The organism is Sphingomonas sp. PAMC 26621 (assembly GCF_000251145.1).
Lineage (GTDB): Bacteria > Pseudomonadota > Alphaproteobacteria > Sphingomonadales > Sphingomonadaceae > Sphingomonas.
In genome coordinates this window covers 138,287-161,042 of sequence record NZ_AIDW01000012.1, presented here as the reverse complement: position 1 = coordinate 161,042, position 22,756 = coordinate 138,287, and the positions used below count along the sequence as shown (strand labels likewise).

Genomic DNA, 22,756 nt, shown 5'->3' with positions numbered 1-22,756 from the left:
GACGACGTCCGGGAGCACCGCCTCCCGTTCGTTACGGTTTACGCTTCCGCTTGCCCGTGTCCACCGGGCGTAATCCGCTGCGGATCGTCAGCAACTCGGCGCGGGTGACCATGCCGTCGCGGTCGAGATCGAACCGCGCGAACAGTCGGCCAAACTCCTCCTGCAATTCCAGCATCGTAATGCGGTTGTCCTGGTTGGCATCGACTCCGAACGGGCTCGGCAGCGCGTTGCGATCGCCAAGCCACAGCAGCGCCCAGTCGGCGTAGCCGATATAACCGATCGTCCCGCTGTTTGCGGTGTCGATCCGCGCGAAGCTCCGCGCGACGCACGCATCGAGCTCGGCGCGGGTGGTTCGGCCGTCGCCATTCTGGTCGCAGGCGGCGATGAACAGGGCGGCGGGTTCGGCGACGATCGTCGCGGTGGGTTGCGCAGGCGCGACCGGCGCGGCGATGGCGGGCGGCGCGGTCTGCGCGCCGGCGCTTCCCCCGGCGAGGACGCCCAATCCCAATATCGCGGCAACGACCAGACGCATTCTCAGTCCTTCGACGGCAGCAGCAGACTGGCATCGCCATAGCTGTAGAAACGATACCCGTCTTCTATCGCGTGTGCGTAAGCGGCCTGCATCCGCTCGATCCCCATCAGCGCGCTGACGAGCATGAACAGCGTCGAGCGGGGAAGATGGAAATTGGTCATCAACCCGTCGATTCCCTTGAACCGATACCCGGGCGTGATGAAGATCGCGGTGTCCCCCTCGAACGCGCGGATCTGCCCGGATGCATCGGCGGCGCTCTCGATCAGGCGCAGGCTGGTCGTGCCGACCGCGATCACCCGCCCGCCGTTCGCGCGGACCGCGTTGAGCCGGTCGGCGGTGGCGGCGTCGATCCGACCCCATTCGGCGTGCATCCGGTGCCGCGTGGTGTCGTCCGCCTTGACCGGCAGGAACGTCCCCGCGCCGACATGCAGCGTCAGCGTGGCGTGATCGACCCCCGCCGCCGCAAGTCGTGCGAGCAGCTCGGGCGTGAAGTGGAGCGCGGCGGTCGGTGCGGCGACCGCGCCTTTCTCCGCCGCGAACATCGTCTGATAGTCGTCCTGGTCCTGCGCGTCGGCGGGGCGGCGCGCGGCGATATAGGGCGGGAGTGGCATCCGCCCCGCGCGCTCGAGCAGGAGTTCGACCGGCTCGTCGCCTTCGAAATCGAGCGCGAAGCTGCCGTCATCGCCGCGGTCACGCGCACGGGCGATCACGCCCGCGCCGAAATCGATCGCGTCGTCCTGCTTGAGCCGCCGCGCATTGCGGATGAACGCACGCCAGCGGCGCGGCCCCTCGCGCTTGTGGAGCGTCGCGCCGATCTTCGAATCGCCCCGGCGTCCCTCGAGTTGCGCCGGGATCACGCGGGTGTCGTTGAACACGAGCAGATCGCCCGCCCGCAACATCCCCGGCAGATCCGCGACCGACAGGTCGCGCGTGTCGGCCCCGTCGAGCAACAGCAGCCGGGCGCTGTCGCGGGGCACGGCCGGCCGCAGCGCGATCCGCTCGGGCGGTAGCGCGAAATCGAACAGGTCGACCTTCATGACGCTCCTCTTCCGCGCCGCAATCGCTGGCGGATTATGCCGCCTTCTTGTGCGGGGCCGCGACCGGCTTCGCGCGCGGTGCGAGCTTCAGCGTCGGCACGGGCGTCGGCAGCGCGACGGGGGCCGGCGGCGCAGGGACATAGGCAGGTGGATTATCGGTGCCGAGATAGGCGTGGAGGATCCGCGACGGGGCCGTCGGCGGCTCGCCGCGCGCGACCGCGTCGACATATTCCATCCCCGAGATCACGCGACCGAACACGGTATACTTCTTGTCGAGCTTCATCGTGGGGTTGAAGACGATGAAGAACTGGCTGTTCGCACTGTTCTCGGCTTTGGTGACGGCCTCGACCGTCGCGCCCTCGGCCGCGCCTTCACGCGCCGCCGACACTGCGCCGCGCACATGCGGCAGCCAGTTGAACTCGGCGGGAACGTTGGGAAGGGTCGAGCCGCCGGTGCCGTCGCCCTTGGGGTCGCCGGTCTGTGCCATGAATCCCTCGATCACGCGGTGGAACAGCAGCCCATCATAAAAATGCTGGCTGGTGAGCAGCTTGACGCGCTCGACCATCTTGGGCGCCGCATCGGGGCGCAGCCAGATGACGACTCGGCCACCGGTCGACAGGTCGAGATACCACAGGTTCGCGGGGTCGGTCACCGACGGTACGGCCGGCCGGTTGCTGGTCACGACCTTGGCGTCCTTGACCTCGACCTTCTCCTTCTTGGCGGCGAAGGCGGGGCCGGAAACCAGCGCGAGGATGAAGGCAAGAAGGGTGGCAACGAAACGCATCATGTCCCCGCGGAAAAGCTCGGTGGAAGGTCGCTTAGACCAAGTCGTCGCTTGCGCCAACGTGAACGTCGGTGCGGCAGTGCTGTGGTGGATGCCGGGGGAAAGCGACCATAATAGGGCCGCCCCATATTTCAGGGCCTGGCGCGATGCGCCTCGCCCTTGCGCCCGATCTTGTCGACCCGCTCGGCCACTTCAACGGCGACCGCAGGCGTGACGAACCGGTTGATCGGCCCGCCGTAGAGCGCGATTTCCTTGACCAGACGGCTCGCGATCGGCTGGAGCGAGACATCCGCCATCAGGAAAACCGTCTCGACCCGCGGATTGATCTGCTGGTTCATGCCGGCCATCTGATACTCATATTCGAAGTCGGCGACCGCGCGCAGCCCGCGGACGATGACCTTCGCCCCCTCGCGCTCGGCGAAATCCATCAGCAGCGAATCGAAGCTGACGACGTGGATCTCGCCCTCGACCCCCTCGACCTCGCGCTGGACCATCGCCATCCGCTCGTCGATCGTGAACATCGGCGACTTGGACGGGTTGGTCGTCACGCCGATGACCAGCCGGTCGACCAGCTTCGCGCCGCGCCGGATGATGTCCATGTGTCCGAGCGTCACCGGATCGAACGTGCCGGGATAGACCCCGGTGCGGATCGTCACCGATCGCGCTCGAGCGTGAAGCGCGCGATTTCGCGGAGCAGGTCGGCCTCGGAGCCGTAATGCTTGAGATGGTCGATCGCCTGGTCGACCAGCATCCGTGCCTGTTCGCGCGCCCGCGGCAGGCCGAGCAGCGACAGGAAGGTCTCCTTCCCCGCGCCCGCATCCTTGTGCAACTTCTTGCCGACCGCCGCCTCGTCGCCTTCGACGTCGAGGATGTCGTCGGCGATCTGGAACGCAAGCCCGAGGTCGCGCGCATACCCGCGAAGCCCCGTGCGCCCCTCCGACGGCAGCTTGCCGAGGATCGCACCCGCCTCGACCGAACAGGCAATCAGCGCGCCGGTCTTCATCGCCTGCAACCGGGTGACGGTCGGCAGGTCGAAGGTCGATTTCTCCGCCTCGAGGTCCATCGCCTGCCCGCCTGCCATCCCCGCCGGGCCAGCGGCGCGCGCGAGGTCGAGCACGAGCTCGCTGCGCACGAACGGGTCGGCGTGCGTCGCGGGATCGGCGAGGATCTCGAAGGCGAGCGCGTGGAGGCAATCGCCGGCGAGGATCGCGGTTGCTTCGTCGAACGCCTTGTGGACGGTCGGCTTGCCGCGCCGCATGTCGTCATTGTCCATTGCGGGCAGATCGTCGTGGATCAGCGAATAAACGTGGACGCACTCGATCGCCATGCCCGCGCGTCCCACGCAATCGCGATCGACCGCGAACAGCCGCCCGGTTGCCGCGACCAGCAACGGACGCAGGCGCTTGCCCCCGCCGATCGCGGCGTGGCGCATCGCGCGGTACAGCGGGGCCCGCGCATCATCGGGGATCGCGATCAGCGAATCGAGACGGGTATCGATGTCGGTGCCGACGTCGACAAGGGCGTCGGCGAGCGACAAAGGCGCGATGCTCATCGGGTCAGACTGCCGCAAAGGGCTGCGTGCCGATGGCCCGCCCCTCGCTGTCGGTCCGGATCGCCTCGATCCGTGCCTGCGCCGCATTGAGACGGTCGTCGCAGCGACGCCGCAGCTTGTCGCCACGTTCGTAGAGCGCGATCGCCTGATCCAGCGGCGCGTCGCCGCTTTCGAGCCTCGACACGATCCCCTCCAGTTCCTTCAACGCCGCTTCGAACGTCAGCTCTTCGATCGGTATATCCATGAGCAACCTATGCGGCAGGCATGCGACGGGGGTCAAGGATACGTCGCCAAGACTTTGCGTTTGATGGTCGCAATCCCATCTCTGGGCTTCCCCGCAGGAGCGATTTCCATGTTTACCAGTATCAACCCCGCCACCGGAGCCCCCGGTGAGAGCTATCCCGAGCTGACCGGGGACGAGATCGAGACCAAGGTGGCGCGCGCCGAAGCGACGTTCCGCGAGTGGCGGCTGACCGATGTTGCGACGCGCGCCGCGCTGCTCGAGAAGATCGCCGAGCAGTTCGATGCCAATGCGCACCGGCTCGCGGAGATCGCGACGCGCGAAATGGGCAAGACGCTCGCCTCCGCGCTGTCCGAGGTCGAGAAATGCGCCGCCGCCTTCCGTCACTATGCGCAGGAGGGCCCTGCGATGCTCGAACCCCGCGCCTTCCCGAACGCGACCGCGACGTGGCATCCGATGGGTCCGGTGCTCGCGGTGATGCCGTGGAACTTCCCGTACTGGCAGGTGGTGCGCTTCATGGCGCCGACGATCCTCGCGGGGAACGTCGGGCTGCTCAAGCATGCGTCGAACGTCCAGGGCTGCGGCGCTGCGCTCGAGGAGATGGTGATCGCGGCGGGCGGCCCGGCTGGGTTGTTCCAGAACCTCGCGATCAAGTCGGACAAGGTCGCCGCGCTGATCGCCGACGACCGGATCGTCGCGGTGACGCTGACCGGGAGCGAAGGCGCTGGCATGAAGGTTGCCGAGGCGGCGGGGCGCGCGCTCAAGAAGGTCGTGCTCGAACTCGGCGGGTCCGATCCGTTCATCGTGATGCCCTCGGCGGACCTCGACGAGGCGGTCAAGCAGGCGGTGACCGCGCGGGTGCAGAACACCGGCCAGTCGTGCATCTGCGCCAAGCGGATGATCGTCCATGCCGATATCTACGACACGTTCCTCGAGAAGTTCTCGGCGGGGATGCAGGCGGTGGTCGCGGGCGACCCGCTCGATGCCGACAGCACGATGGGCCCGCTGTCGAGCGAGGAGCAGCGTCAGACCGTGCTCGGCCAGTTGAAGCTGTTCGAACAGGCGGGTGCCAAGCTGCTGTTCGGCGGCGAGGCGCTTCCCGGCAAGGGGGCGTATATGTCCGCAGGGATCCTGGTCGACGTCCCGCTCGACGATGCGGTCGCGCATGAGGAACTGTTCGGGCCGATCGCGATGCTGTTCAAGGCGGACGATCTCGATTCGGCGATCGCGCTGGCCAATGCGGTGCCGTTCGGGCTCGGCTCGTCGGTGTGGACGAACAATGCGGACGAACGCGCGCGGTTCGAGCGCGATATCGAGGCGGGGATGATCGCGGTCAACGCGATGCTCGCGTCGTCGCCGGAAGCGCCGTTCGGTGGCGTGAAGCGCTCGGGCCACGGGCGCGAGCTCGGGCCGTACGGGTTGCATGAGTTCATGAACCTGAAGACCGTGATCGGGTAATTCTTACCTGAAGCCCCTCCCCTTCAGGGGAGGGGTTGGGGTGGGGAAGTCCAGCAGAGCGAGTTCTCGGTGAGACACTGCCCCACCCCCAACCCCTCCCCTGAAGGGGAGGGGCTTCAGGAAGTGGTCACTTCAGCGCCGCGAGCACCGCATCCCCCATTTGCGCGGTCGTCAGCGCGCCGCCCAGATCCACCGTCCGCGCACCACCAGCGATCGCAGCCTTCACCGCATTCTCGATCCGCTCCGCCGAAGCGTAATCCGACAGCGAATGCCGCAGCAGCAGCGCCGCCGACAGGATCGCCGCACACGGGTTCGCCTTGCCCTGCCCCGCAATGTCCGGCGCCGATCCGTGGATCGGCTCGTACAGCCCGCACGATCCCTGCCAGTCATTAAGCGACGCCGAGGGCAGCATGCCGATCGACCCGACGCACATGCTCGCCTGATCGGACAGGATGTCGCCGAACAGGTTGCTCGTCACGATCACGTCGAACGCGCCGGGGTTGCGCACCAGCTGCATCGCGGCATTGTCGACATACATGTGCGTCAGCTTGACCTCCGCATAGTCGCGCGCGATCTCGTTGACGATCTCGCGCCATAGCTGCGACGTCTCGAGGACGTTCGCCTTGTCGACCGACGTCAGCTTCCGGCTGCGCCGCGCCGCCATCTCGAACCCGACCCGCACGATCCGCGCGATCTCGACCTCGTCGTAGCGCATCATGTCATGCGCCTCGCGGAGGCCAGTGTGCGTAAAGCCACGGCTCTTTTCGCCGAAATAAACGTCGCCGGTCAGCTCGCGGACGATCACCATGTCGATCGCGCGGGCGATTTCGGGGCGCAGCGCGGACGAATCCTCGAGCCCCGGCAGCATCGTCGCAGGCCGGATGTTGGCGAACAGGCCGAGTTCCTTGCGCAGGCCCAGGATCGCCTGCTCGGGCCGCACCGACCGTTCCAGCCCGTCCATGTCGGGATCGCCGACCGCGCCGAACAGGATCGCGTCGGCACGATGCGCGAGGTCGAGCGTCTCGGGCGGGAGCGGATGGCTGGTCTTGCGATAGGCGGCACCGCCGACCAGGCCGTCCTCGAACGTGAGGTCGAGCCCGAGCGCCTCGAGCACGCGGCGCGCCTCGTGCGTGACTTCTGGGCCGATGCCGTCTCCGGCGAGGATTGCGATCAGTGCCATGGTCCGTCCCGATCCGTGTTTCGAAGGCGCGGCCATGCCGAGCCTTGGCGCATCACGCAACCGCCCTTTTGAGCCGATCGACCAGCCGGGCGCGTGCCTCGAGCGCGACGGCGCGCCGGTCGACCAGGATTTGCGCGCCCAGCGCTTCCCCCAGAATGCGCAGCGCGGCGAGGATTTCGGGCCATTCCCTGGCATCGGGATCGGTCAGCGCAGTTGGCAGCGCGTCGTCGTCAAGGCCATAGCCGAGCTCGGCGAGCAGCAACTGTTCGTAGCGCGCGAGCGTCAGCGCCCAGCCGCGCGCGGCGGGCGCAAGCGCAATCGTTTCGATTACCGCGTCGAGCGCGAGATAGATCCGCGGATAGGGCAAGGCCTCGGGCAATGCCGCCGCCGTCAGCGCGGTGACCCACTCGAGCGCGAGCGCGGGGAGCGGCTCCGCGTAAAGCGGCGCGCGGCTGGTGACGAGTTCGACCGTCAGGCTGGCAAGCTGGTCGTCGGTCCGCGCGCGCCATTCGCCCATGACGCGATTGGCGGGTTGCAGGATCGGCCGGATCCGGCTCGACCGCCCGCCGCGCACATAACCAGCCTGCAGGCCGTCATCCGGGGTGAGCGCACGGACGATCGCGCCATGCTCGCCGTGGTGGCGGACGCCGAGGATCAGGGCTTGGGTGCGCAGGTGCATCGCGGGGGTGTAGCGCGTGGTCCGCTATCATGGAACGGCAGGGATTGGGTGGTCGACAATGGAGCGCGCGGCACCCACCCTTCTACCGCTTCCCCGGCGAAGGCCGGGGCCCAGTAGAGCAGGTCATGCCAACTTCGCGCAGCGGTTGCATTCTCCTGCCTCACTACTGGGCCCCGGCCTTCGCCGGGGAAGCGCGACAACGAAAAAGGGACCTACCCGACGCGCCTCACCCCACGCGCTCCGCCACCAGGTTCGACCACAATTGCTCCGCCTGCCGCCACCGCGTGCGCAGCGGGTCCGGCGACAGCGGCGTGTCCGAATGCCCCGTGCGCAGCACCGGCATGTTGGCAAAATGCTGTGTCGGCATCGTCCCGGCCCGCTCGGCCAACTCCGCGCACAGGCCGTCGAACCGCCGGACATGCACCGCATTCGGCGCAACCCCCGATCGGTTGGCGAGCTCGAACCCGTGCGTCACGATCGTCACCGCGGCATGGTCGCGGTCGTGCGCGTGGTCGAGCGCGGCGCGCATCTCGCCGAGCGACAGCGCGCAGATCTGGAAATTGCGCAGATGCCCGGGCCGCTCCTCGATCAGCGTCACCGGAACCTCGACCAGCCCGAGCCGCGCGACCGGCGATATCTGGCGGATCGGCAGGTAGATCTGGCTCGGCCACGGATGTTCGCTGCCATTGTGGCTGCTGTCATAGGCGATCCCGTGCTGCACCAGCGCGCGCAGCGTATCGTCGTTCGCCGCATAGGAGCCGGCGCGAAACGCCACCGGCCGCGGTGCCCCCGCCGCCATCAGGAGATCGATCGCGCCCGCGATCAGGTCGGATTGATCCGCCAGCGAGTATTCGACCATCTGGAACCGGCTGTAGCGCGCACCGCCATCGTCCGCCGCCGCGCCCGACCAATTGGGGTGGAGATGGAGCTGCACCTCCTGCCCCGCCGCGAGGATCGTCTCGACGATCCGGCGGATATGCCCGAGGCCGAACACCAGCGCAGGCATCGGATCTACGAAGAAGCACGCCTTCAATCCGAAGCGCTTCAGCACCGCCAGCTTGTACGAAATGCCGACCCCGGCGGGTTCGATCGATCGCGCGAACAGCGCCTCGGTCGGCAAGCGCGCAGCGTGATGCCGCCACATCAGCTCGGTATCGACGGTCAGGAACACGGGGACACTCACCCCCTGCGCCTAAGCCGCAGGGGGTGAAGATTTCGCCAATCCGGCGGTGACGAAATGTTGCCGGGGGCGATCAGTCGCCGGTCAGGATGCGATCGACCAGTTGCTTGACCGTCGGCACGAAGCCGTTGGAGTAGAACGGATCGCGCTTGAACTGATATGCGCCGTGCCCGGCAAACATCAAATTCTGCTCAACATCCCCGCCATGCGCGATGTCCTGCAGCGTCTTCTGGATGCAGAAGCTGCGCGGATCGGCCAGACGCCCGGTCGAGTTGGTCTCGGTATCCGACCACGAGGAGAAGGCGCACTGGCTGAGGCAGCCCATGCAATCCGCCTGATCCTTGCGGATCACGCCCTTGTCCTCGGGCGTCACGAAGACGAGCGTGTTGTCCGGGGTCTTGAGCGCATCGGTGAAACCAGCACCGAACCACTCGCGCGCGCGGAGCAGGTCGTTGCGCGTGACCCAGAAGTTCTTGCCCTTGACGCCCACGTCGAGCTGGAACGTGTGATCGCCCGCGCTCTGCGTCGAAAAGGCGATCTGCCGTTCCGAGCGCGCCTGCAGGTGCCGCAGGAACGGGTTGAGCACCGCGCTCGAATAGAAGCCCGTTGGCGAGAAGCGATGCAACAGCACCTCGCCTTCCTGGATGTTGGTCAGCCGCGCCTTCCAGTCGTCCGGGATCGGGCTTTCCTGCGTCAGCAACGGCCGCGTGCCGAACTGGAACGCAATATTGCCGAGCTCGGGATTGTCGATCCAGTCGGACCAGTCGCGCAGATACCAGACACCGCCCGCCATCACGATCGGCACCTCGTCCGAAATCCCGCCCTCCCGCATCGTGTCGCGCAGCGCTTTCACGCGGGGGTAAGGGTCTTGCGGCTGTAACGGGTCTTCCGCGTTCGACAGGCCGTTATGGCCGCCAGCGAGCCACGGATCCTCATACACCACCGCCGACAGATATTCGGCAGCCTTGGCGTAGGCACGCTTCCACAGCGCGCGAAACGCACGGCCCGAACTGACGATCGGGAGATAGCTGACCTCATAGGACGAGGCGATCTCGCTCAATTTGTACGGCATCCCCGCGCCGCAGGTGACACCCGCAACGAGCCCGCGCGTCCGCTCGAGCACGCCGTTCAGGATCCGCTGCGCGCCGCCCATTTCCCACAAGACGTTGATGTTGATCGCGCCCTGCCCGCCCGACAGGTCATGCGCGCGGCGGACCTGCTGGACCGCCCCCTCGATCGCATAGTCGATCAGTTCCTCGTGCCGCTCGCGCCGGGTCAGCGCCTTGTACAGCTGCGGGATAATCTTGCCGTCGGGGTCGTAGCTGTCGGCGTTGACCGCCGAGACGGTCCCGATCCCGCCGGCCGCCGCCCAGGCACCCGCGCTCGCATGATTGGTCGCGGCGACGCCCTTGCCGCCCTCGACGAGCGGCCAGACCTCGCGGCCTCCATAAACGATGGGCTTCAAACCTTTGAACAAGTGAACGGCTCCCGGATTAACATACGTTCGATATACGCGTTGGACGCCCCATGCGGCAAATCGTGAATTATCCTAGTCGGTCTGGCTGCCCCAGCACGCTGGAATAAAGCGCGGCGTAGCGCGCGATCATGGTTCCCTCGTCATAGTCGGCGACCGCCTTCGCGCGGTTCTTCTCCCCCAGCCAGCCACGCTGCTCGGGCGTCGCGTCACATAGGGTCTGCAGCGAATCGCGCAAAGCCACTTCGTGGTCGCGGCGTTCGATAAAGCTGTGGTTGTCGGTCGTTACCATTTTCAGGATGTCGCCGACCGGGGTTGCGACGATCGGCAGCGCCGCCGCCATCGCCTCGATCACCGAGATCGGGAATTGCTCGCTCTTCGACGACAGCGCGAAAATGTCGAACAGCCCGATGTAGCGATGCGGCTCGGGCAGGAAGCCGGGGAGCACCAGCTGGCTCTCCATCCCCATCCGCTCGGCGGTATCGAGGATCACCTGCTTCTCCGGCCCCTCCCCGACGATCACGAGCCGGACGCGGCCCGACAGACCGCCGACCGCACGGACCAGCATCGGCAGGTCCTTCACCGCGCGCAAACCCGCCAGCGTGCCGATCACGACTTCGCCGGGCTTACGCTTGAACCCCGGGATCGCCTTGGGATCGGGCTTCCGGGCATAGAGCGCGGTGTCGATCCCGTTGGCGATGCGGTGGACTCGGTCGCGCGGCTGCTTCCACGTCTTGAGCGCGATCTGCTCGAGCGTCTCGGACGGCACCACCAGCGCCGCGGCCTTGGTCAGCGCGAAGCGGCGGTAGAGGTTGCGCTGCGGCTTCAGCCCGTCCGCCTCGTCGGCGTTGAAACCGTCCTCGTGGTGAATGACCGGGGGCATCCCCTTCGCCGAGACGCGCTTCGCCATCACCCCGTCGATCGCGCCCCAGTTATAGGTCAGCACGAGATCGAACCGGCGCATGTACGCCGCGATCGCCTCGTAGCGCTGAACCGAGGGCCCGCCCGTCAGCGGCGGCGGATTCTGTGCGATCTCGTAATCGATGCCGGGCGCGATCGCGGCCTGCGCGCCATAGTGCCCGTCCATGCTCGACACGATCGTATGCCGCGCGTTCGCGCCGAACGCGTTCATCAGACGGACCGCGCGCGCCTCTTTCCCGCCGAGCGAGAAGGTCGAGTGGAGGTGCAGGATGTTGACCGGGCGCATTTGCTGGAGTGCTTACTGACTCCGTCGCGCAAAACCAGCCCCATCCTCACGCCGCCACGCCACCGTTGCCCCGGCGAAAGGCTCGGTTGCGGTGATACGCGCCCGCACTTGCCTCAAGTGTCGTCATGCTGAACTCGTTTCAGCATCCACCGTGCAGCCGGCACGGACTGGACTTGGTCCGCGGTGGACCCTGAAACAAGTTCAGGGTGACGCTAAAGAGAGGATTTTCAAAGGTCTCGCCCCCGCCGCGTTGACGACGAGGATCAGTCGAACAGCGTCTTGGGCACATGCGAGATCCGGCACGCCAGATCCGCCTCGCCGCTTGCCACCACATAATGGTCGCCCGCGTCCGCGATCCCGGTCGTGAACACGACATTGTCGATATACATCGACTCGCGCAGCGGATCGGTCAGCGCCGGATTCGCCTCGATCAGCGGATCATGGCTCGTGCGCAGCACGCGGCTCGGGTCGTTGCGGTCGAGTAGCGACCAATAGGTGCGATAGATCCCGACCACCCCCATCGGCTCGACCCCGTGCCACAGGCTCAGCCAGCCACCGCCATCCGGCCCGTCGACCAGCATCGGCGGGGTGCCGCCCCCCATCCGCGCGGTCGCCATCGTCGCGGCGTGCGGGCGAATGCCGGGGCGCTCGAACGGTTTCCAGTGCAGCGCATCGGGCGAGGTCGACAGATTGATCGACGGCCCCGCCCGCCATTCGCTCCCCGGCGGGTAGGCGAAATACAGGTCGCCGAGCGGTCGCGTCTGTGCCCAGAACTTGCCGTCGACCAGCCCTTCGAAGATCAGCATGTCCTTGTTCTGGTGATCGAGCACGATCCCCTCGAGCGTCCAGTCGAGCGCATTGTCCGAGCTGTAGAGCGTAGTCGAATGCCGCTCCGGGCTGACCGAACAGGTCGTCATCAGATAGCGCTCGCCGACCTTGCTGATCCGCGCATCCTCGACGCCGTAGCATTGGTAGGACGCACGCGGCGCGATCGCCTGTTCGTAATGCACCGCCACCACCGCAGTCCCGTCGGCGTTGAGCTCGACCGGGAGCAGCCATGACAGCGAGGTGAGCGCCATCACCTTCCACCCGCCGCCGCGCATCATGAACTTGCGCGGGTCGGCGGTGTCGACGAACTCGATCGGCCACGCGTCGAGGCAGAAGCCGCCGTCGTGCCAGCGGATAGCGTGGATCTGCTGGTCCTTGATTGGCGTCCGCAGCGCCTCGGCGATCCGCACCATCAGCAGCAGATTGCCGTTCGGCAACCGCGTCATCCCCGGGTTGAACGCCCCGAGCACATAGGTTTCGGCGTCGATCTGCCCCGCGAGCGGGGACTTGCTCAGGTCGACATCGGCGGGGGTGAAGATCAGCGCATCATGGGGGAAGGTCATTCGGACTCCTGGTTCCGCGGCGTGACGGTCTGCTGCTAAATCACCGTTCGGCGCGGCTGCGGCAGGATGTACTGCACCCCGACCGCAATGTCTTCCACGCCGCGGCAGACTTTCCGCATCGATCTCAGCCTGATGCCGGTTCCGCCGAAATCCGCGCGAGCAGCCGCTCGATCGCGGCGAACACCTCCGGTTCGTCGAGCGTCGGGGCGTGGCCGGTGTCGGCAACCGTCACGAGTTCGCCCGCGTCCAGCACCGACGCCATCCGTTCGGCCACGCTCGCCGCCAACACGTCCGACGTCGCGCCGCGCACGACCAGCGCGGGCACGGTCTTCAACCCGTCGAGCGCGCGCCACATGTCGGGCCCCGCCTCGTTGCCGGGGACGCGGAACGGCTCGGCGATCTTCATGTCGTAATCGAGCACGATCCGCCCCGCACTTGTCAGCCGGTACAGCCGCTTCGCCATCGCCAGCCAGTCCTCGAGCTGGAAATGCGGATAGACGTCGCCATTCGCCTCCGCCACCGCACGCGCGGCGTGGAGCCAGGTCGGCCAGCTGTTCGACTTGCCGACATAGCTGCGGATCCGCGACAGCCCCTCGGGCATGATCTCGGGGCCGACATCGTTGAGCAGCACCCCCATCAGCGTCTCGCGCGCGGTCCCCGCGAGCAGCATCGCGACGATCCCACCGAGCGACGTCCCGAACGCGATGTAGCGCGACACGCCCAACTCACCGAGCAACGCCTCGATATCCTGCACATACGTGAGCGGGACATAGGTCATCGGGTCCTTCGCGTAACCGCTGTCGCCGCGGCCACGCAGGTCGACCGTGATCACGCGCCATTCCGGCGACAGCCGTCGCGCGAGATCGTCGTAATCGCGCGCATTGCGCGTCAGCCCCGGCAGGCACAGGATCGGGGGGCGCTCGGACGGGCCTGGATAGTCCCGATAATGCAGCCGCAATCCATCGTTGGACCACCAATATCGGTTTTCATAGGGTGGCATGGTTGCGTCCTGCGGTTGGCGCCCTCCATATCCACGCATGGACACGACCCCGCAACCCTATCGCCCCGAAACCGCGATCCTCGATCTCGGCGACGCTTTCTATGATGCTGTCTCCGCGGCGCATTTCCCCGAAACGCACCTGCGCTTCCGCAACGATCGCGCCGCTGCGGCAGTTGGGCTGGAAACGCTCGGCGGGGCCGAATGGATCGAGCATTTCGGGCGGTTCGTGCCGCTGCCCGGCAGCCTCCCGCACCCCCTCGCGCTGCGTTACCACGGGCACCAGTTCCGCAACTATAATCCCGAAATCGGCGACGGACGCGGCTTCCTGTTCGCGCAGCTCCGCGACGGCGAGGATCGGGTGATGGACCTCGCCACCAAGGGTTCTGGAACGACGCCGTGGAGCCGGTTCGGCGACGGACGGCTGACGCTGAAAGGCGGCATGCGCGAAGTGCTCGCCACCGAGATGCTCGAGGCGCTGGGCGTCAAGACCTCGCGCAGTTTCTCGCTGGTCGAGACCGGCGAGCAACTCGAGCGGAACGACGAACCCTCGCCGACCCGCGCGGCGGTGCTGGTCCGGCTGAGCCACAGCCATATCCGCATCGGCACGTTCCAGCGGCTCGCCTACAATCGCGAGGCCGAGAACATGACCAAGCTCGTCGGCTATGTCCTGCACACGCTTTACAACGAGGAACCCGGCGACGATGCCCCCGCGCGGCTGCTCGATCTTGTCGTCGGCCGCACCGCGACGCTGGCGGCGAGCTACATGGCGGCGGGGTTCGTCCACGGCGTCCTCAACACCGATAACATCAACGTGACGGGCGAAAGCTTCGACTACGGCCCATGGCGCTGGGCGCCGACGTGGGACCCCACCTTCACCGCCGCCTATTTCGATCACGCCGGGCTCTACGCCTTCGGGCGCCAGCCCGAGGCGATCCACTGGAACGCAATGCAACTCGCGGTCGCGCTCCGTACGATCAGCGAGGCGCAGCCGCTGATCGACATCCTCGAGACCTTCCCTGAGCGCTACCAGCGTGCAGTCTCGGGCGCGATCCTGTGGCGGCTCGGCGTCGTCCCGCAGGAGCCTGTGCGGGATCGCGCTCTGGTGCAGGCGATCGAACAGGGGCTGGTGGAAAGCGGTGCTGGGATCGACCGTTTCTACTCCGATGCGTTCGGCGGCACCCTGCCCGAGGACGACGCCTTCGCCGACGCCCGCGCCGCACTCGTCGGCTACGCGCCGCGCAAGACGCGCGACCATCCCTATTGGGCGGGCGAACCCTGTTCGATGCTGATCGACGAGGTTGAGACGCTCTGGTCCGCGATCGACGAGCGCGACGACTGGCACCCGTTCCACGCCAAGATCGCCGCGATCCGGGAAATGGGCGCGGCGCTCGCTGACTGAGCGCTGTTCGGTGAGTGGATTCCCGCACCAATCTGGGGCAAGACCGCACGATGTCGAGTAACCTGCTTTCCTACGAACCCGCCACCGGCGCCCTCCTCTGGGAGGGTGCGGTCGGCGATGCCGATGCCGAAGTCGCCGCCGCGCGCGCGGGCTGGCCGGCCTGGGCGGCGCAACCGCTCACCAACCGGATCGAGACGCTGCGTCGCGTCGCCAATGTCGTCCGCGCGCGCGCCGACGCCTTTGCCGACTTGATCGCGCGCGAGACCGGCAAGCCTTTGTGGGAAGCGCGCACCGAGGTCGAATCGGTGATCGCCAAGGTCGACATCTCGGTCACGGCCTATGCCGATCGCACCCCGCAGCGCCGGCTCGATACGCAGATGACCGGGCGGATGGCGCTCCGGCACAAGCCGCACGGCGTGCTCGCGGTGCTGGGGCCGTATAATTTCCCCGCGCATCTGCCCAACGGCCACATCGTCCCCGCGCTGCTCGCAGGCAATGCGGTCGTGTTCAAGCCGTCCGAAAAGACCCCCGCGACCGGCGCGTTCCTCGTCGACTGCTTCCGCGCGGGCGGCGTCCCCGAAGGGTGCATCCGCCTGCTGGTCGGCGGCGCGACCGAAGGCAAGGCGCTCGCCGCGCATGACGGGATCGACGGGCTGCTGTTCACCGGCTCCGCGCCGACGGGGATCGCGCTCAACCGCCAGTTCGCGACGCGGCCCGAGAAGATCCTCGCGCTCGAGATGGGTGGCAACAACCCGATCATCGTGTGGGACTCGCCCGATCTGCACGCGGCGGCGGTCATCATCGTCCAGTCCGCCTTTACCAGCGCCGGGCAGCGCTGCACCGCCGCGCGCCGGCTGATCGTCGACGAGAAGCTGTACGATCCGCTGATGGACGAGGTGAGCAAGCTTGTCAGCCGGATCATCGTCGACGAACCGCATGCCACCCCCGCGCCGTTCATGGGCCCGGTGATCGACAACCAGGCCGCCGATCTGCTCAGCGAAAGCTTTCTCGAACTGATGATGCGCGGCGGACGCGCGATCCGTCATCTCGAACGCCCGGTTCCCGACCGTCCGTTCCTCCGCCCCGCGCTGATCGACACGACCGACCTCAACGACCGCCCCGACATCGAGCTGTTCGGCCCGATCCTCCAGGTGATCCGCAAGGCGAGCTTCGAGGATGCGATCGTCGAGGCGAACAACACGCGCTATGGCTTGTCCGCGTCGCTGCTCAGCCAGAACCCCAAGCTCTACGACCAGTTCTGGGCGAACGCGCGTGCCGGGATCGTCAACTGGAACAAGCCGACCAACGGGGCCTCCTCGGGCGCACCGTTCGGCGGGATCGGCTGGTCGGGCAACCACCGCCCGAGCGCGTATTACGCGGCGGATTACTGCGCCTATCCGGTCGTCTCGAACGAGGCCGAACAGGCGCGCGCGAGCATCGGCGTGGGGTTGCGCGACGGTTGAGTTGATCCGTATCAGTGCAATAGCCGCAGCCCCAAACGGACATTATTTCGGCAACCCGGCGTTTCACCGATCGACACCACAACGGTACGTCGGAGATGCAACATGGCCCTTAAATTCGCCGGAACGATGAACGCGATCAACCGCGGACTGGATGCGACCAAGCCCACAAAGGGCGCGGATATGGTCGAGGATTGGGAAACCGCGCTGGCGGATAGCGACGTCTCCGGCTCGAAGGGAATCCTCCGGGATCTCGCGGCACTGCGCAAGCAGCTCGAGCGCGACGAGCCCGACGCGGACCGTGTTCACGCGCTGCTCCACCGCCTCGGTGCCGCGACGACCAAGATCGCCGACAAGGCCGATGGTTCGCAGGAAAAGCTGAAGGCGCTCGGCGAGGCGCTGACCGAAGCTGGCGAGGATTCGCCGGACGAGGAAGAGGACACCGCAGCAGCAGCCGCCCCGAAGCGCGCGCGCAAGAAGGCCTGATCGTAGCCGGATCGGAGCCATCGGCGCGCCGGTCTGCTCAAAAGCCCACCGTCTCCCCCGAGACGGTGGGCTTTTCTTTGAAACCCGCCCCGAAATCGGCATGATGGCCGTTTGGTAGCGAAGGACCTGACATGCCGATTTTCGATCCTACGCGACGCATGCTGCTGGCCGGCGGTGCGGCGCTGTCGCTGCTCCCGCCCGCCCGCGTGCTGGCGCAGTCCGGCAAGGCCGACGAGGTCGTTCCGCTGTGGCCCGGCGCAATCCCCGGTGATCGCCACACCGTGATCAAGCCGAGCATCGAGGAACGCAGCCGTGACCCGCAGCATCCCGACCGCTGGGTCCGCGGGGTTGCCCGCCCCAGCCTCACCGTAAAGCGTGCCGCCAAGCCGAACGGCGCGGCGGTCCTGCTGATGCCGGGGGGCGGATATGGCTTCCTGTCCTATGACAATGAAGGGCTCGAACAGGCGGCGTGGCTCAACGCGCGCGGTGTCACCGCGTTCATCCTGCAATATCGTCTTCCCGGCGAGGGATGGGACCAGCGCGCGCTGGTCCCGTTGCAGGATGCGCAGCGGGCGATGCGGCTGATCCGCGCGGGCGCGGCGCGCTACGGCATCGATCGCGCGCGGATCGCGGTGCTCGGCTTCTCGGCAGGCGGGCACCTCGCGGGATCGCTCGCGACGCGCCATGCCGAGGCGACCTACGCCCCGGTCGATTCCGCCGACACACAGTCGGCACGGCCCGATTACGCGGGGCTGATCTACCCGGTGGTCAGCCTGGAAGCCCCCTTCACCCATGGCGGCTCGCGCGATGCTTTGCTCGGCCCGGACGCGGCACCCGCGCTGCGCCACGCCGCCTCGGTCGAAACGCGCGTAACCGCCGACACCCCGCCGATCTTCCTCGCGCAAGCCGCGGACGACGATCTGGTCCCCGTCGCCAACAGCATCGCGATGTTCTCCGCGTTGAAGGCGCAGGCGCGGCCCGCCGAACTCCATGTATTCGAGGCGGGCGGGCATGGCTTCGGCGTGCGGCTTACGGCGACGCGCCCCGCCTCTGCCTGGCCCGGGCTGTTCATGGCGTTCGGCACCAGCAAGGGTATCTTCCCCGCCTAGTCAAAGCCGCCGCCCCGGCGGCGGAACGCCACGCATTTCCGATTTCTGACAGGAGCCTCCCCATGAAACTCGTCCGCTATGGCGCCCCCGGCGAAGAACGCCCCGGGCTGCTCGACGCCAATGGCACGCTGCGCGACCTGTCGGGCGAGATTCCCGACGTGGTCGGCGCGACGCTCGCACCCGCGATCCTCGCCGAGCTGGCTGCGCTCGATCCCGAGGCGCTCCCCCCGGTCGAGGGCACGCCGCGCCTCGGCGCCTGCGTCGGGCAGGTCGGCAAGTTCCTGTGCATCGGCCTCAATTATTCGGACCATGCGGCCGAGACCGGCGCCACCGTCCCGCCCGAACCGATCCTGTTCACCAAGCATACCAGCGCAATCATCGGCCCGAACGACACCGTCCGGATCCCGCGCGGTTCGGTCAAGACCGACTGGGAGGTCGAACTCGGGATCGTCATCGGCACCGCCGCCAAATATGTCAGCGAAGCCGACGCGCCTGCACATATCGCGGGCTATTGCGTGATCAACGACGTGTCCGAACGCGCGTATCAGCTTGAACGCCACGGAACCTGGGACAAGGGCAAGGGCTGCGACACGTTCGGTCCGGTCGGCCCGTGGCTGGTGACCCCGGACGAGGTCGGCGATCCGACGCAGTTGCGGCTGTGGCTCGAGGTCAACGGCCATCGCTATCAGGACGGATCGACCGCGACGATGGTCTATCAGCCCGCGTTCCTGGTAAGCTACCTCAGCCAGTTCATGACGCTCTACCCGGGCGACATCATCTCCACCGGCACCCCGCCCGGCGTCGGCATGGGTCAGAAGCCGCCGGTGTACCTGAAACCCGGCGACGTGATGACGCTCGGGGTCGAGAAGCTCGGCGAACAGCGGCAGGACGTCGTGGCGGACTGATCCCCGCAAGCCGCTCTCTGCGTGAGCGGCCCCCGATGCCTTTGACAAAAACGGGACGGGATGATGCCGGCCGGCATCATCCCGCCAAACTTTCCGTTACGCGCCAGCGTCGGGCTTTTTCGTGTCCCCTGCGGCGGGTTCGGGATATTGGTCGGGCGTCACGACGCTCTGGTTCTTGACCGCCTGCCGGTCCTCGACGCTCCGCGCATCGCCCTTGTCGTCGATGGCACCGTCGGGCTTGTTGGGTTGCTCGGTCATGGAAGGTCTCCTCGCTTGGGGTGGTCCATGGTCTAACGCGCCATCGGTGGATGCGTTCAGCCAGTGCCGCCGTCCCTCCCGACGCAAAAAGGGCGGCCGTCGGAAACGGCCGCCCCTTTCGGTATGCTTTCAGGTTGTGACGCGACAGGTCAGAACTTGAAGTTCGCCCCTGCGCGGAAGCTCCGCCCGATCAGGCCCGGCGTGTGCCAGCTGGTCAGATAGTTGGGCGAGCTGGTGTAGCCCGCCGGTGCCACCGGCGCGCGCGCGTCGAGGAAGTTGCCGACGTTCAGGAACACCTGGAACTTGTCGTTCACCGCCACCGTCGCGTTCAGGTCGACGTAGATGAAGCTGTGGACATAGCAGAACTTGTCCGAGCCATCCGCCGCCTTGTACAGCGCCGCCGCGCACGACGTGTCGAGCGTGCCTTCGTCCGCCGCGACTTCCTTGATTCGGCTGACGTAATAGGCCGTCGCGGTCAGCGAGACCTTGTCGAGCGCGATCGTGTTCTGCCAGTTGCCGCGCAGGCGCGGCGTCCCGTTGCCCGACGACAGTTCCTGCGGGCTTTGTTGCAAAACTGACGCTGGGGATTCCCCAAGGGAATCGAGCGAGATAGATGGGCGCGATGCCCAAACCTGCCGCACCGAAATATCGCACGACGAACTGGCCGGAGTATAATGCAGCGCTAAAGCGGCGCGGGTCACTGGAAATATGGTTTGATCCGCAGATGCACTGGTTGTCGAAGCCGTGCGGTCGTCCTGGTCGGCCGATGCGGTTTTCGGACAGCGCGATTGAGCTCTGCCTGACGCTGAAATCGCTATTCAATCTGCCATTGCGGCAAGTGACAGGGTTGGTAGCGAGCCTGATCAAACTTGCCGGGCTGGACTGGCCGGTGCCGGATTATACGACGCTATGCCGACGGCAGAAGACGTTGGTCGTCGAGCTTGGCGGGCGGCCCAGCTCAGGCGGCCTGCGCCTTCTGGTCGACAGCACGGGCATTAAGATGACGGGTGAAGGTGAGTGGAAGACACGCAAGCATGGCGCTTCCTATCGCCGCCAGTGGCGCAAGGTGCATCTTGGGATCGACGCGGCAACGCTGGATATCCGGGCCATCGAAGTCACGACGAATGCCATCGGCGATGCGCCGACCTTGCCCGATCTGCTGGCGCAGATCCCGCAGGACGAGCAGATACTCAGCGTCGGCGGAGATGGCGCTTACGATACCAGGGCGTGCCATGCTGCCATTGCCGAACGTGGTGCAGAGGCGGTCATCCCGGTCCGTCGCAACGGCCAACCATGGACGAAAGACGGTCCCGGCGTCGATGCTCGCAATGAAGCGCTACGCGCTACAAAGCGCCTTGGCCGCGCGATCTGGAAGAAGTGGAGCGGCTATCATCGCCGCAGTCTGGTCGAGACCAAAATGCACTGCTTCAAGCTTCTGAGCCAACGCGTTGTGGCTCGTACCTTCGATCGTCAGATCACCGAGCTCAAAGTCCGTGCTGCAATCCTCAATCGCTTCTCCAAAATGGGAACGCCGATCACTGTCCGCATCGCATAATATCTTTAAGTAAAAGGGCGGTTATGCTCTCGAGGCGTTATGCAACAAAGCCCGCCGGACGGGAAATCGTATCAGTCAAAACCGCCTACTCGGGAGAACCGCAACCTTCCCGGCATTTAGGCATTCGTCCGCCTCCCCGCAACGCAAGCGTGCGGTCGCCCTGCGGAACTCGACCGAACCTGGCCCCGAGGCCAGGCTCCATGCTCAGCGATAGCGCCCCATCGTGACCTTGAGGACTTGCGGGCGGCCGACGAAATTCAGGCCATAATCGGTCTGGTCGCCGTTCCACACCCGGCGCATTACCCAGGACCCCTTGTCGAACCGCCCCTCCTCGACCCGCACCATGACCCCGTTCGATCCGGTGCCGGGCGCCCCCGCAAAGGAGACGCGGACATGGTCGCCCATCACGAGGAATTCGTTCGCCGACAATTGCGCGACCGCGACCCCGCCGACGGGCTCCTTGCCCCATGGTGCCTGATCGCTCTTGAGCCATGCCCAGTCCTTCATCCCGAACTGCCACTCGCCCCAGGCGGCGGTGATCGACCAGTCCCCCATGCGCGTCGACTGGACCGCGCCGTCGTCGGGCTTGGCCGCGCCCCACGTCGGCTTTTCGAACGCGATCCGTGCCCAGTCGCGCATCATCGAACCGACCGCCGCATAGGGCAGCGCGAACGCGCCCAGCGTGGCGGGCGACAGGTCGAGCGCACCGAGCGGGTAATTGGCGTAGCCGGTATCATCCATGCCGAACGGCGAGAAGCCGATCGCGCCGCGCCCGATCGTCGGCCAGAAGAAGCGCGCGAAATCGCGGGTATTGCCCATTTCGGGGACCATCAGCGCATTGTCCGGGCGGGCATATCGGTCGAGATACTTGATCACATTGGCGCTGGTCTTGTCGTAGATATCGGGTGCCTGGAAATCGATCGCGGGGGCTGCCGCCTTCCAGATGTCGAGCACGTCCTGCTGCGGGCCGCCGCTCGCCACTCCATAGGGGTCGGGCACGTTGGACGGCCCCGAGAGCGAGGCGTTGACGTACATCGGCAACGGTTTGACCGCCTTGCCCGCCGCCGCAATCGCGTTGACATAGCTGCCGACGTACCAGGTGTTGAAGGCCCGATCGGCCTGCGCGCCGAACGCCGCACTCCAGGTGCCGGTCTTGTGCACGCGCTGTGCCAGCGCGGGCGGGATTGGCTTTGCGAACAGAGCATTGCCGGTGGGCGAGAAATCGCGCGGGTTCTTGTAGCTGCCGGTCTCATTCTCGACCTGCACCATGATGACGGTATTCTGCGGGTCGTGATCGCGCAGATAGGTCATCATTTGCACGAACGCGCGCTTGTCCGCCGCGAGCGTCGCCGCGCCATGCGCGCTCAGCACGCCGTGGTCCGTGCCGTCCTTCGTTTTCATGCGGGGAAAGCGGCGGTTGTCGAGCTTGACCCAGTCGGGGGTGTACGAAAACGACGTGTTCTTCCATGTGCCGAACCAGAGCAGGACGACGCGCTTGTCATGGCTGCGCGCCTGGTCGAGCAGGGTCTGCAGGAAGCTGAAATCGAACGTCCCCTCCTTGGGTTCGACCTGCTCCCACGCGATCGGCACCTCGACCGTGTTGGCGCCGATCCGGTCGAGCACCGGCCATGCGGTCGCCAGCGGCTCGGCATAGTTGCTCGAATTGTTGACCTGCGCGCCGAGCATGAAGAAGGGCGCACCGTCGACGATCAGCGCATGCCGGCCGTTACGCGTCTCGATCCGCGGGACCTCGTGCGACGCCTGCGCAGATGCCGCCGAAGCGCCGGCCAGAAGGAAACCCGCCAAAAGCGCGGATGCCATCATGGCGCGACGGTAGCGCGCGGTGCGGCCGAGGGGAAAGCTGCTCAT

At 66.6% G+C, this 22,756-nt stretch carries 23 protein-coding genes; 7 read left to right on the top strand and 16 right to left on the bottom strand.

Annotated elements, in window-relative coordinates; genetic code table 11:
- Positions 1-31: 31 nt before the first annotated feature.
- The 6 genes from RI03_RS05935 to RI03_RS05910 all read right to left on the bottom strand — a co-directional run bounded on the left by RI03_RS05935 (position 32) and on the right by RI03_RS05910 (position 4,149).
- Entirely contained in the window at positions 32-532 is a 501-nt protein-coding gene (locus tag RI03_RS05935) for a calcium-binding protein (protein WP_010215894.1), read from the bottom strand.
- Positions 533-534: 2 nt separating this feature from the next.
- Complete coding sequence (gene queA, locus RI03_RS05930; RefSeq protein WP_010215892.1) at positions 535-1,569, bottom strand: tRNA preQ1(34) S-adenosylmethionine ribosyltransferase-isomerase QueA; 1,035 nt, start codon at positions 1,567-1,569, stop codon at positions 535-537.
- Positions 1,570-1,603: 34 nt separating this feature from the next.
- Entirely contained in the window at positions 1,604-2,353 is a 750-nt protein-coding gene (locus RI03_RS05925) for a peptidylprolyl isomerase (RefSeq protein ID WP_026046490.1), read from the bottom strand.
- A gap of 131 nt (positions 2,354-2,484) precedes the next feature.
- Positions 2,485-3,009: a pantetheine-phosphate adenylyltransferase gene (gene coaD, locus RI03_RS05920; RefSeq protein ID WP_010162878.1), complete on the bottom strand. Its 525-nt coding sequence runs from the start codon at positions 3,007-3,009 to the stop codon at positions 2,485-2,487.
- Positions 3,006-3,905: a polyprenyl synthetase family protein gene (locus tag RI03_RS05915; RefSeq protein WP_010215888.1), complete on the bottom strand. Its 900-nt coding sequence runs from the start codon at positions 3,903-3,905 to the stop codon at positions 3,006-3,008. Before RI03_RS05915 ends, coaD begins: the two co-directional genes overlap by 4 nt.
- A 4-nt stretch (positions 3,906-3,909) precedes the next feature.
- Positions 3,910-4,149 carry an exodeoxyribonuclease VII small subunit gene (locus tag RI03_RS05910; RefSeq protein ID WP_010162875.1) on the bottom strand — a complete coding sequence of 80 codons (240 nt, stop codon included), beginning with the start codon at positions 4,147-4,149 and terminating at the stop codon, positions 3,910-3,912.
- A gap of 108 nt (positions 4,150-4,257) precedes the next feature.
- On the opposite strand from RI03_RS05910, the gene RI03_RS05905 reads away from it, so the two are divergent.
- Entirely contained in the window at positions 4,258-5,604 is a 1,347-nt protein-coding gene (locus RI03_RS05905; protein ID WP_010215886.1) for an NAD-dependent succinate-semialdehyde dehydrogenase, read from the top strand.
- A gap of 127 nt (positions 5,605-5,731) precedes the next feature.
- Here RI03_RS05905 and leuB read toward each other — a convergent pair whose 3' ends face one another.
- The 7 genes from leuB to RI03_RS05870 form a co-directional block, all read right to left on the bottom strand.
- On the bottom strand, positions 5,732-6,784 hold the full coding sequence (gene leuB / locus RI03_RS05900) for a 3-isopropylmalate dehydrogenase (protein WP_010215884.1): 1,053 nt from the start codon (positions 6,782-6,784) through the stop codon (positions 5,732-5,734).
- 52 nt (positions 6,785-6,836) lie between these two features.
- A complete protein-coding gene (recO, locus tag RI03_RS05895; protein WP_010215882.1) occupies positions 6,837-7,463 on the bottom strand; it encodes a DNA repair protein RecO in 627 nt (208 codons plus the stop codon).
- A gap of 226 nt (positions 7,464-7,689) precedes the next feature.
- Positions 7,690-8,634 carry a polysaccharide deacetylase family protein gene (locus RI03_RS05890; RefSeq protein ID WP_010215880.1) on the bottom strand — a complete coding sequence of 315 codons (945 nt, stop codon included), beginning with the start codon at positions 8,632-8,634 and terminating at the stop codon, positions 7,690-7,692.
- A gap of 82 nt (positions 8,635-8,716) precedes the next feature.
- Complete coding sequence (locus tag RI03_RS05885) at positions 8,717-10,120, bottom strand: NAD(P)H-dependent flavin oxidoreductase (RefSeq protein ID WP_010215879.1); 1,404 nt, start codon at positions 10,118-10,120, stop codon at positions 8,717-8,719.
- Positions 10,121-10,187: 67 nt separating this feature from the next.
- Positions 10,188-11,324 carry a glycosyltransferase family 4 protein gene (locus RI03_RS05880; RefSeq protein ID WP_010215878.1) on the bottom strand — a complete coding sequence of 379 codons (1,137 nt, stop codon included), beginning with the start codon at positions 11,322-11,324 and terminating at the stop codon, positions 10,188-10,190.
- A gap of 263 nt (positions 11,325-11,587) precedes the next feature.
- The gene (locus tag RI03_RS05875) at positions 11,588-12,715 is read right to left on the bottom strand and encodes a glycosidase (protein WP_010215877.1); all 1,128 of its coding nucleotides are present in this window, start codon (positions 12,713-12,715) and stop codon (positions 11,588-11,590) included.
- Between the two features lie 124 nt (positions 12,716-12,839).
- The gene (locus tag RI03_RS05870; protein ID WP_010215876.1) at positions 12,840-13,715 is read right to left on the bottom strand and encodes an alpha/beta fold hydrolase; all 876 of its coding nucleotides are present in this window, start codon (positions 13,713-13,715) and stop codon (positions 12,840-12,842) included.
- Positions 13,716-13,752: 37 nt separating this feature from the next.
- Here RI03_RS05870 and RI03_RS05865 point away from each other — a divergent pair, with 37 nt between their 5' ends.
- The 5 genes from RI03_RS05865 to RI03_RS05845 all read left to right on the top strand — a co-directional run bounded on the left by RI03_RS05865 (position 13,753) and on the right by RI03_RS05845 (position 19,074).
- Entirely contained in the window at positions 13,753-15,114 is a 1,362-nt protein-coding gene (locus RI03_RS05865; protein ID WP_010215875.1) for a protein adenylyltransferase SelO family protein, read from the top strand.
- Between the two features lie 50 nt (positions 15,115-15,164).
- Positions 15,165-16,577, top strand: coding sequence for a succinylglutamate-semialdehyde dehydrogenase (gene astD / locus RI03_RS05860; protein WP_026046488.1), 1,413 nt, complete (start codon positions 15,165-15,167; stop codon positions 16,575-16,577).
- A gap of 102 nt (positions 16,578-16,679) precedes the next feature.
- Entirely contained in the window at positions 16,680-17,060 is a 381-nt protein-coding gene (locus RI03_RS05855; RefSeq protein WP_026046487.1) for a hypothetical protein, read from the top strand.
- A gap of 158 nt (positions 17,061-17,218) precedes the next feature.
- Complete coding sequence (locus RI03_RS05850) at positions 17,219-18,169, top strand: alpha/beta hydrolase (protein WP_010215870.1); 951 nt, start codon at positions 17,219-17,221, stop codon at positions 18,167-18,169.
- 62 nt (positions 18,170-18,231) lie between these two features.
- Positions 18,232-19,074 (top strand): fumarylacetoacetate hydrolase family protein, encoded by an 843-nt coding sequence (locus RI03_RS05845; RefSeq protein WP_010215869.1) that lies wholly within the window; start codon positions 18,232-18,234, stop codon positions 19,072-19,074.
- A 96-nt stretch (positions 19,075-19,170) separates the two neighbouring features.
- Here the strand turns inward: RI03_RS05845 and RI03_RS24005 are convergent, their stop codons facing one another.
- Entirely contained in the window at positions 19,171-19,332 is a 162-nt protein-coding gene (locus RI03_RS24005) for a hypothetical protein (RefSeq protein ID WP_157136908.1), read from the bottom strand.
- A 149-nt stretch (positions 19,333-19,481) separates the two neighbouring features.
- Entirely contained in the window at positions 19,482-19,904 is a 423-nt protein-coding gene (locus RI03_RS05840; protein WP_010215867.1) for a TonB-dependent receptor, read from the bottom strand.
- 50 nt (positions 19,905-19,954) lie between these two features.
- On the opposite strand from RI03_RS05840, the gene RI03_RS05835 reads away from it, so the two are divergent.
- Positions 19,955-20,887 carry an IS5 family transposase gene (locus tag RI03_RS05835; RefSeq protein ID WP_026046485.1) on the top strand — a complete coding sequence of 311 codons (933 nt, stop codon included), beginning with the start codon at positions 19,955-19,957 and terminating at the stop codon, positions 20,885-20,887.
- Between the two features lie 204 nt (positions 20,888-21,091).
- On the opposite strand, the gene RI03_RS05830 is transcribed toward RI03_RS05835, so the two are convergent.
- A complete protein-coding gene (locus tag RI03_RS05830) occupies positions 21,092-22,756 on the bottom strand; it encodes a DUF5597 domain-containing protein (protein ID WP_010215862.1) in 1,665 nt (554 codons plus the stop codon).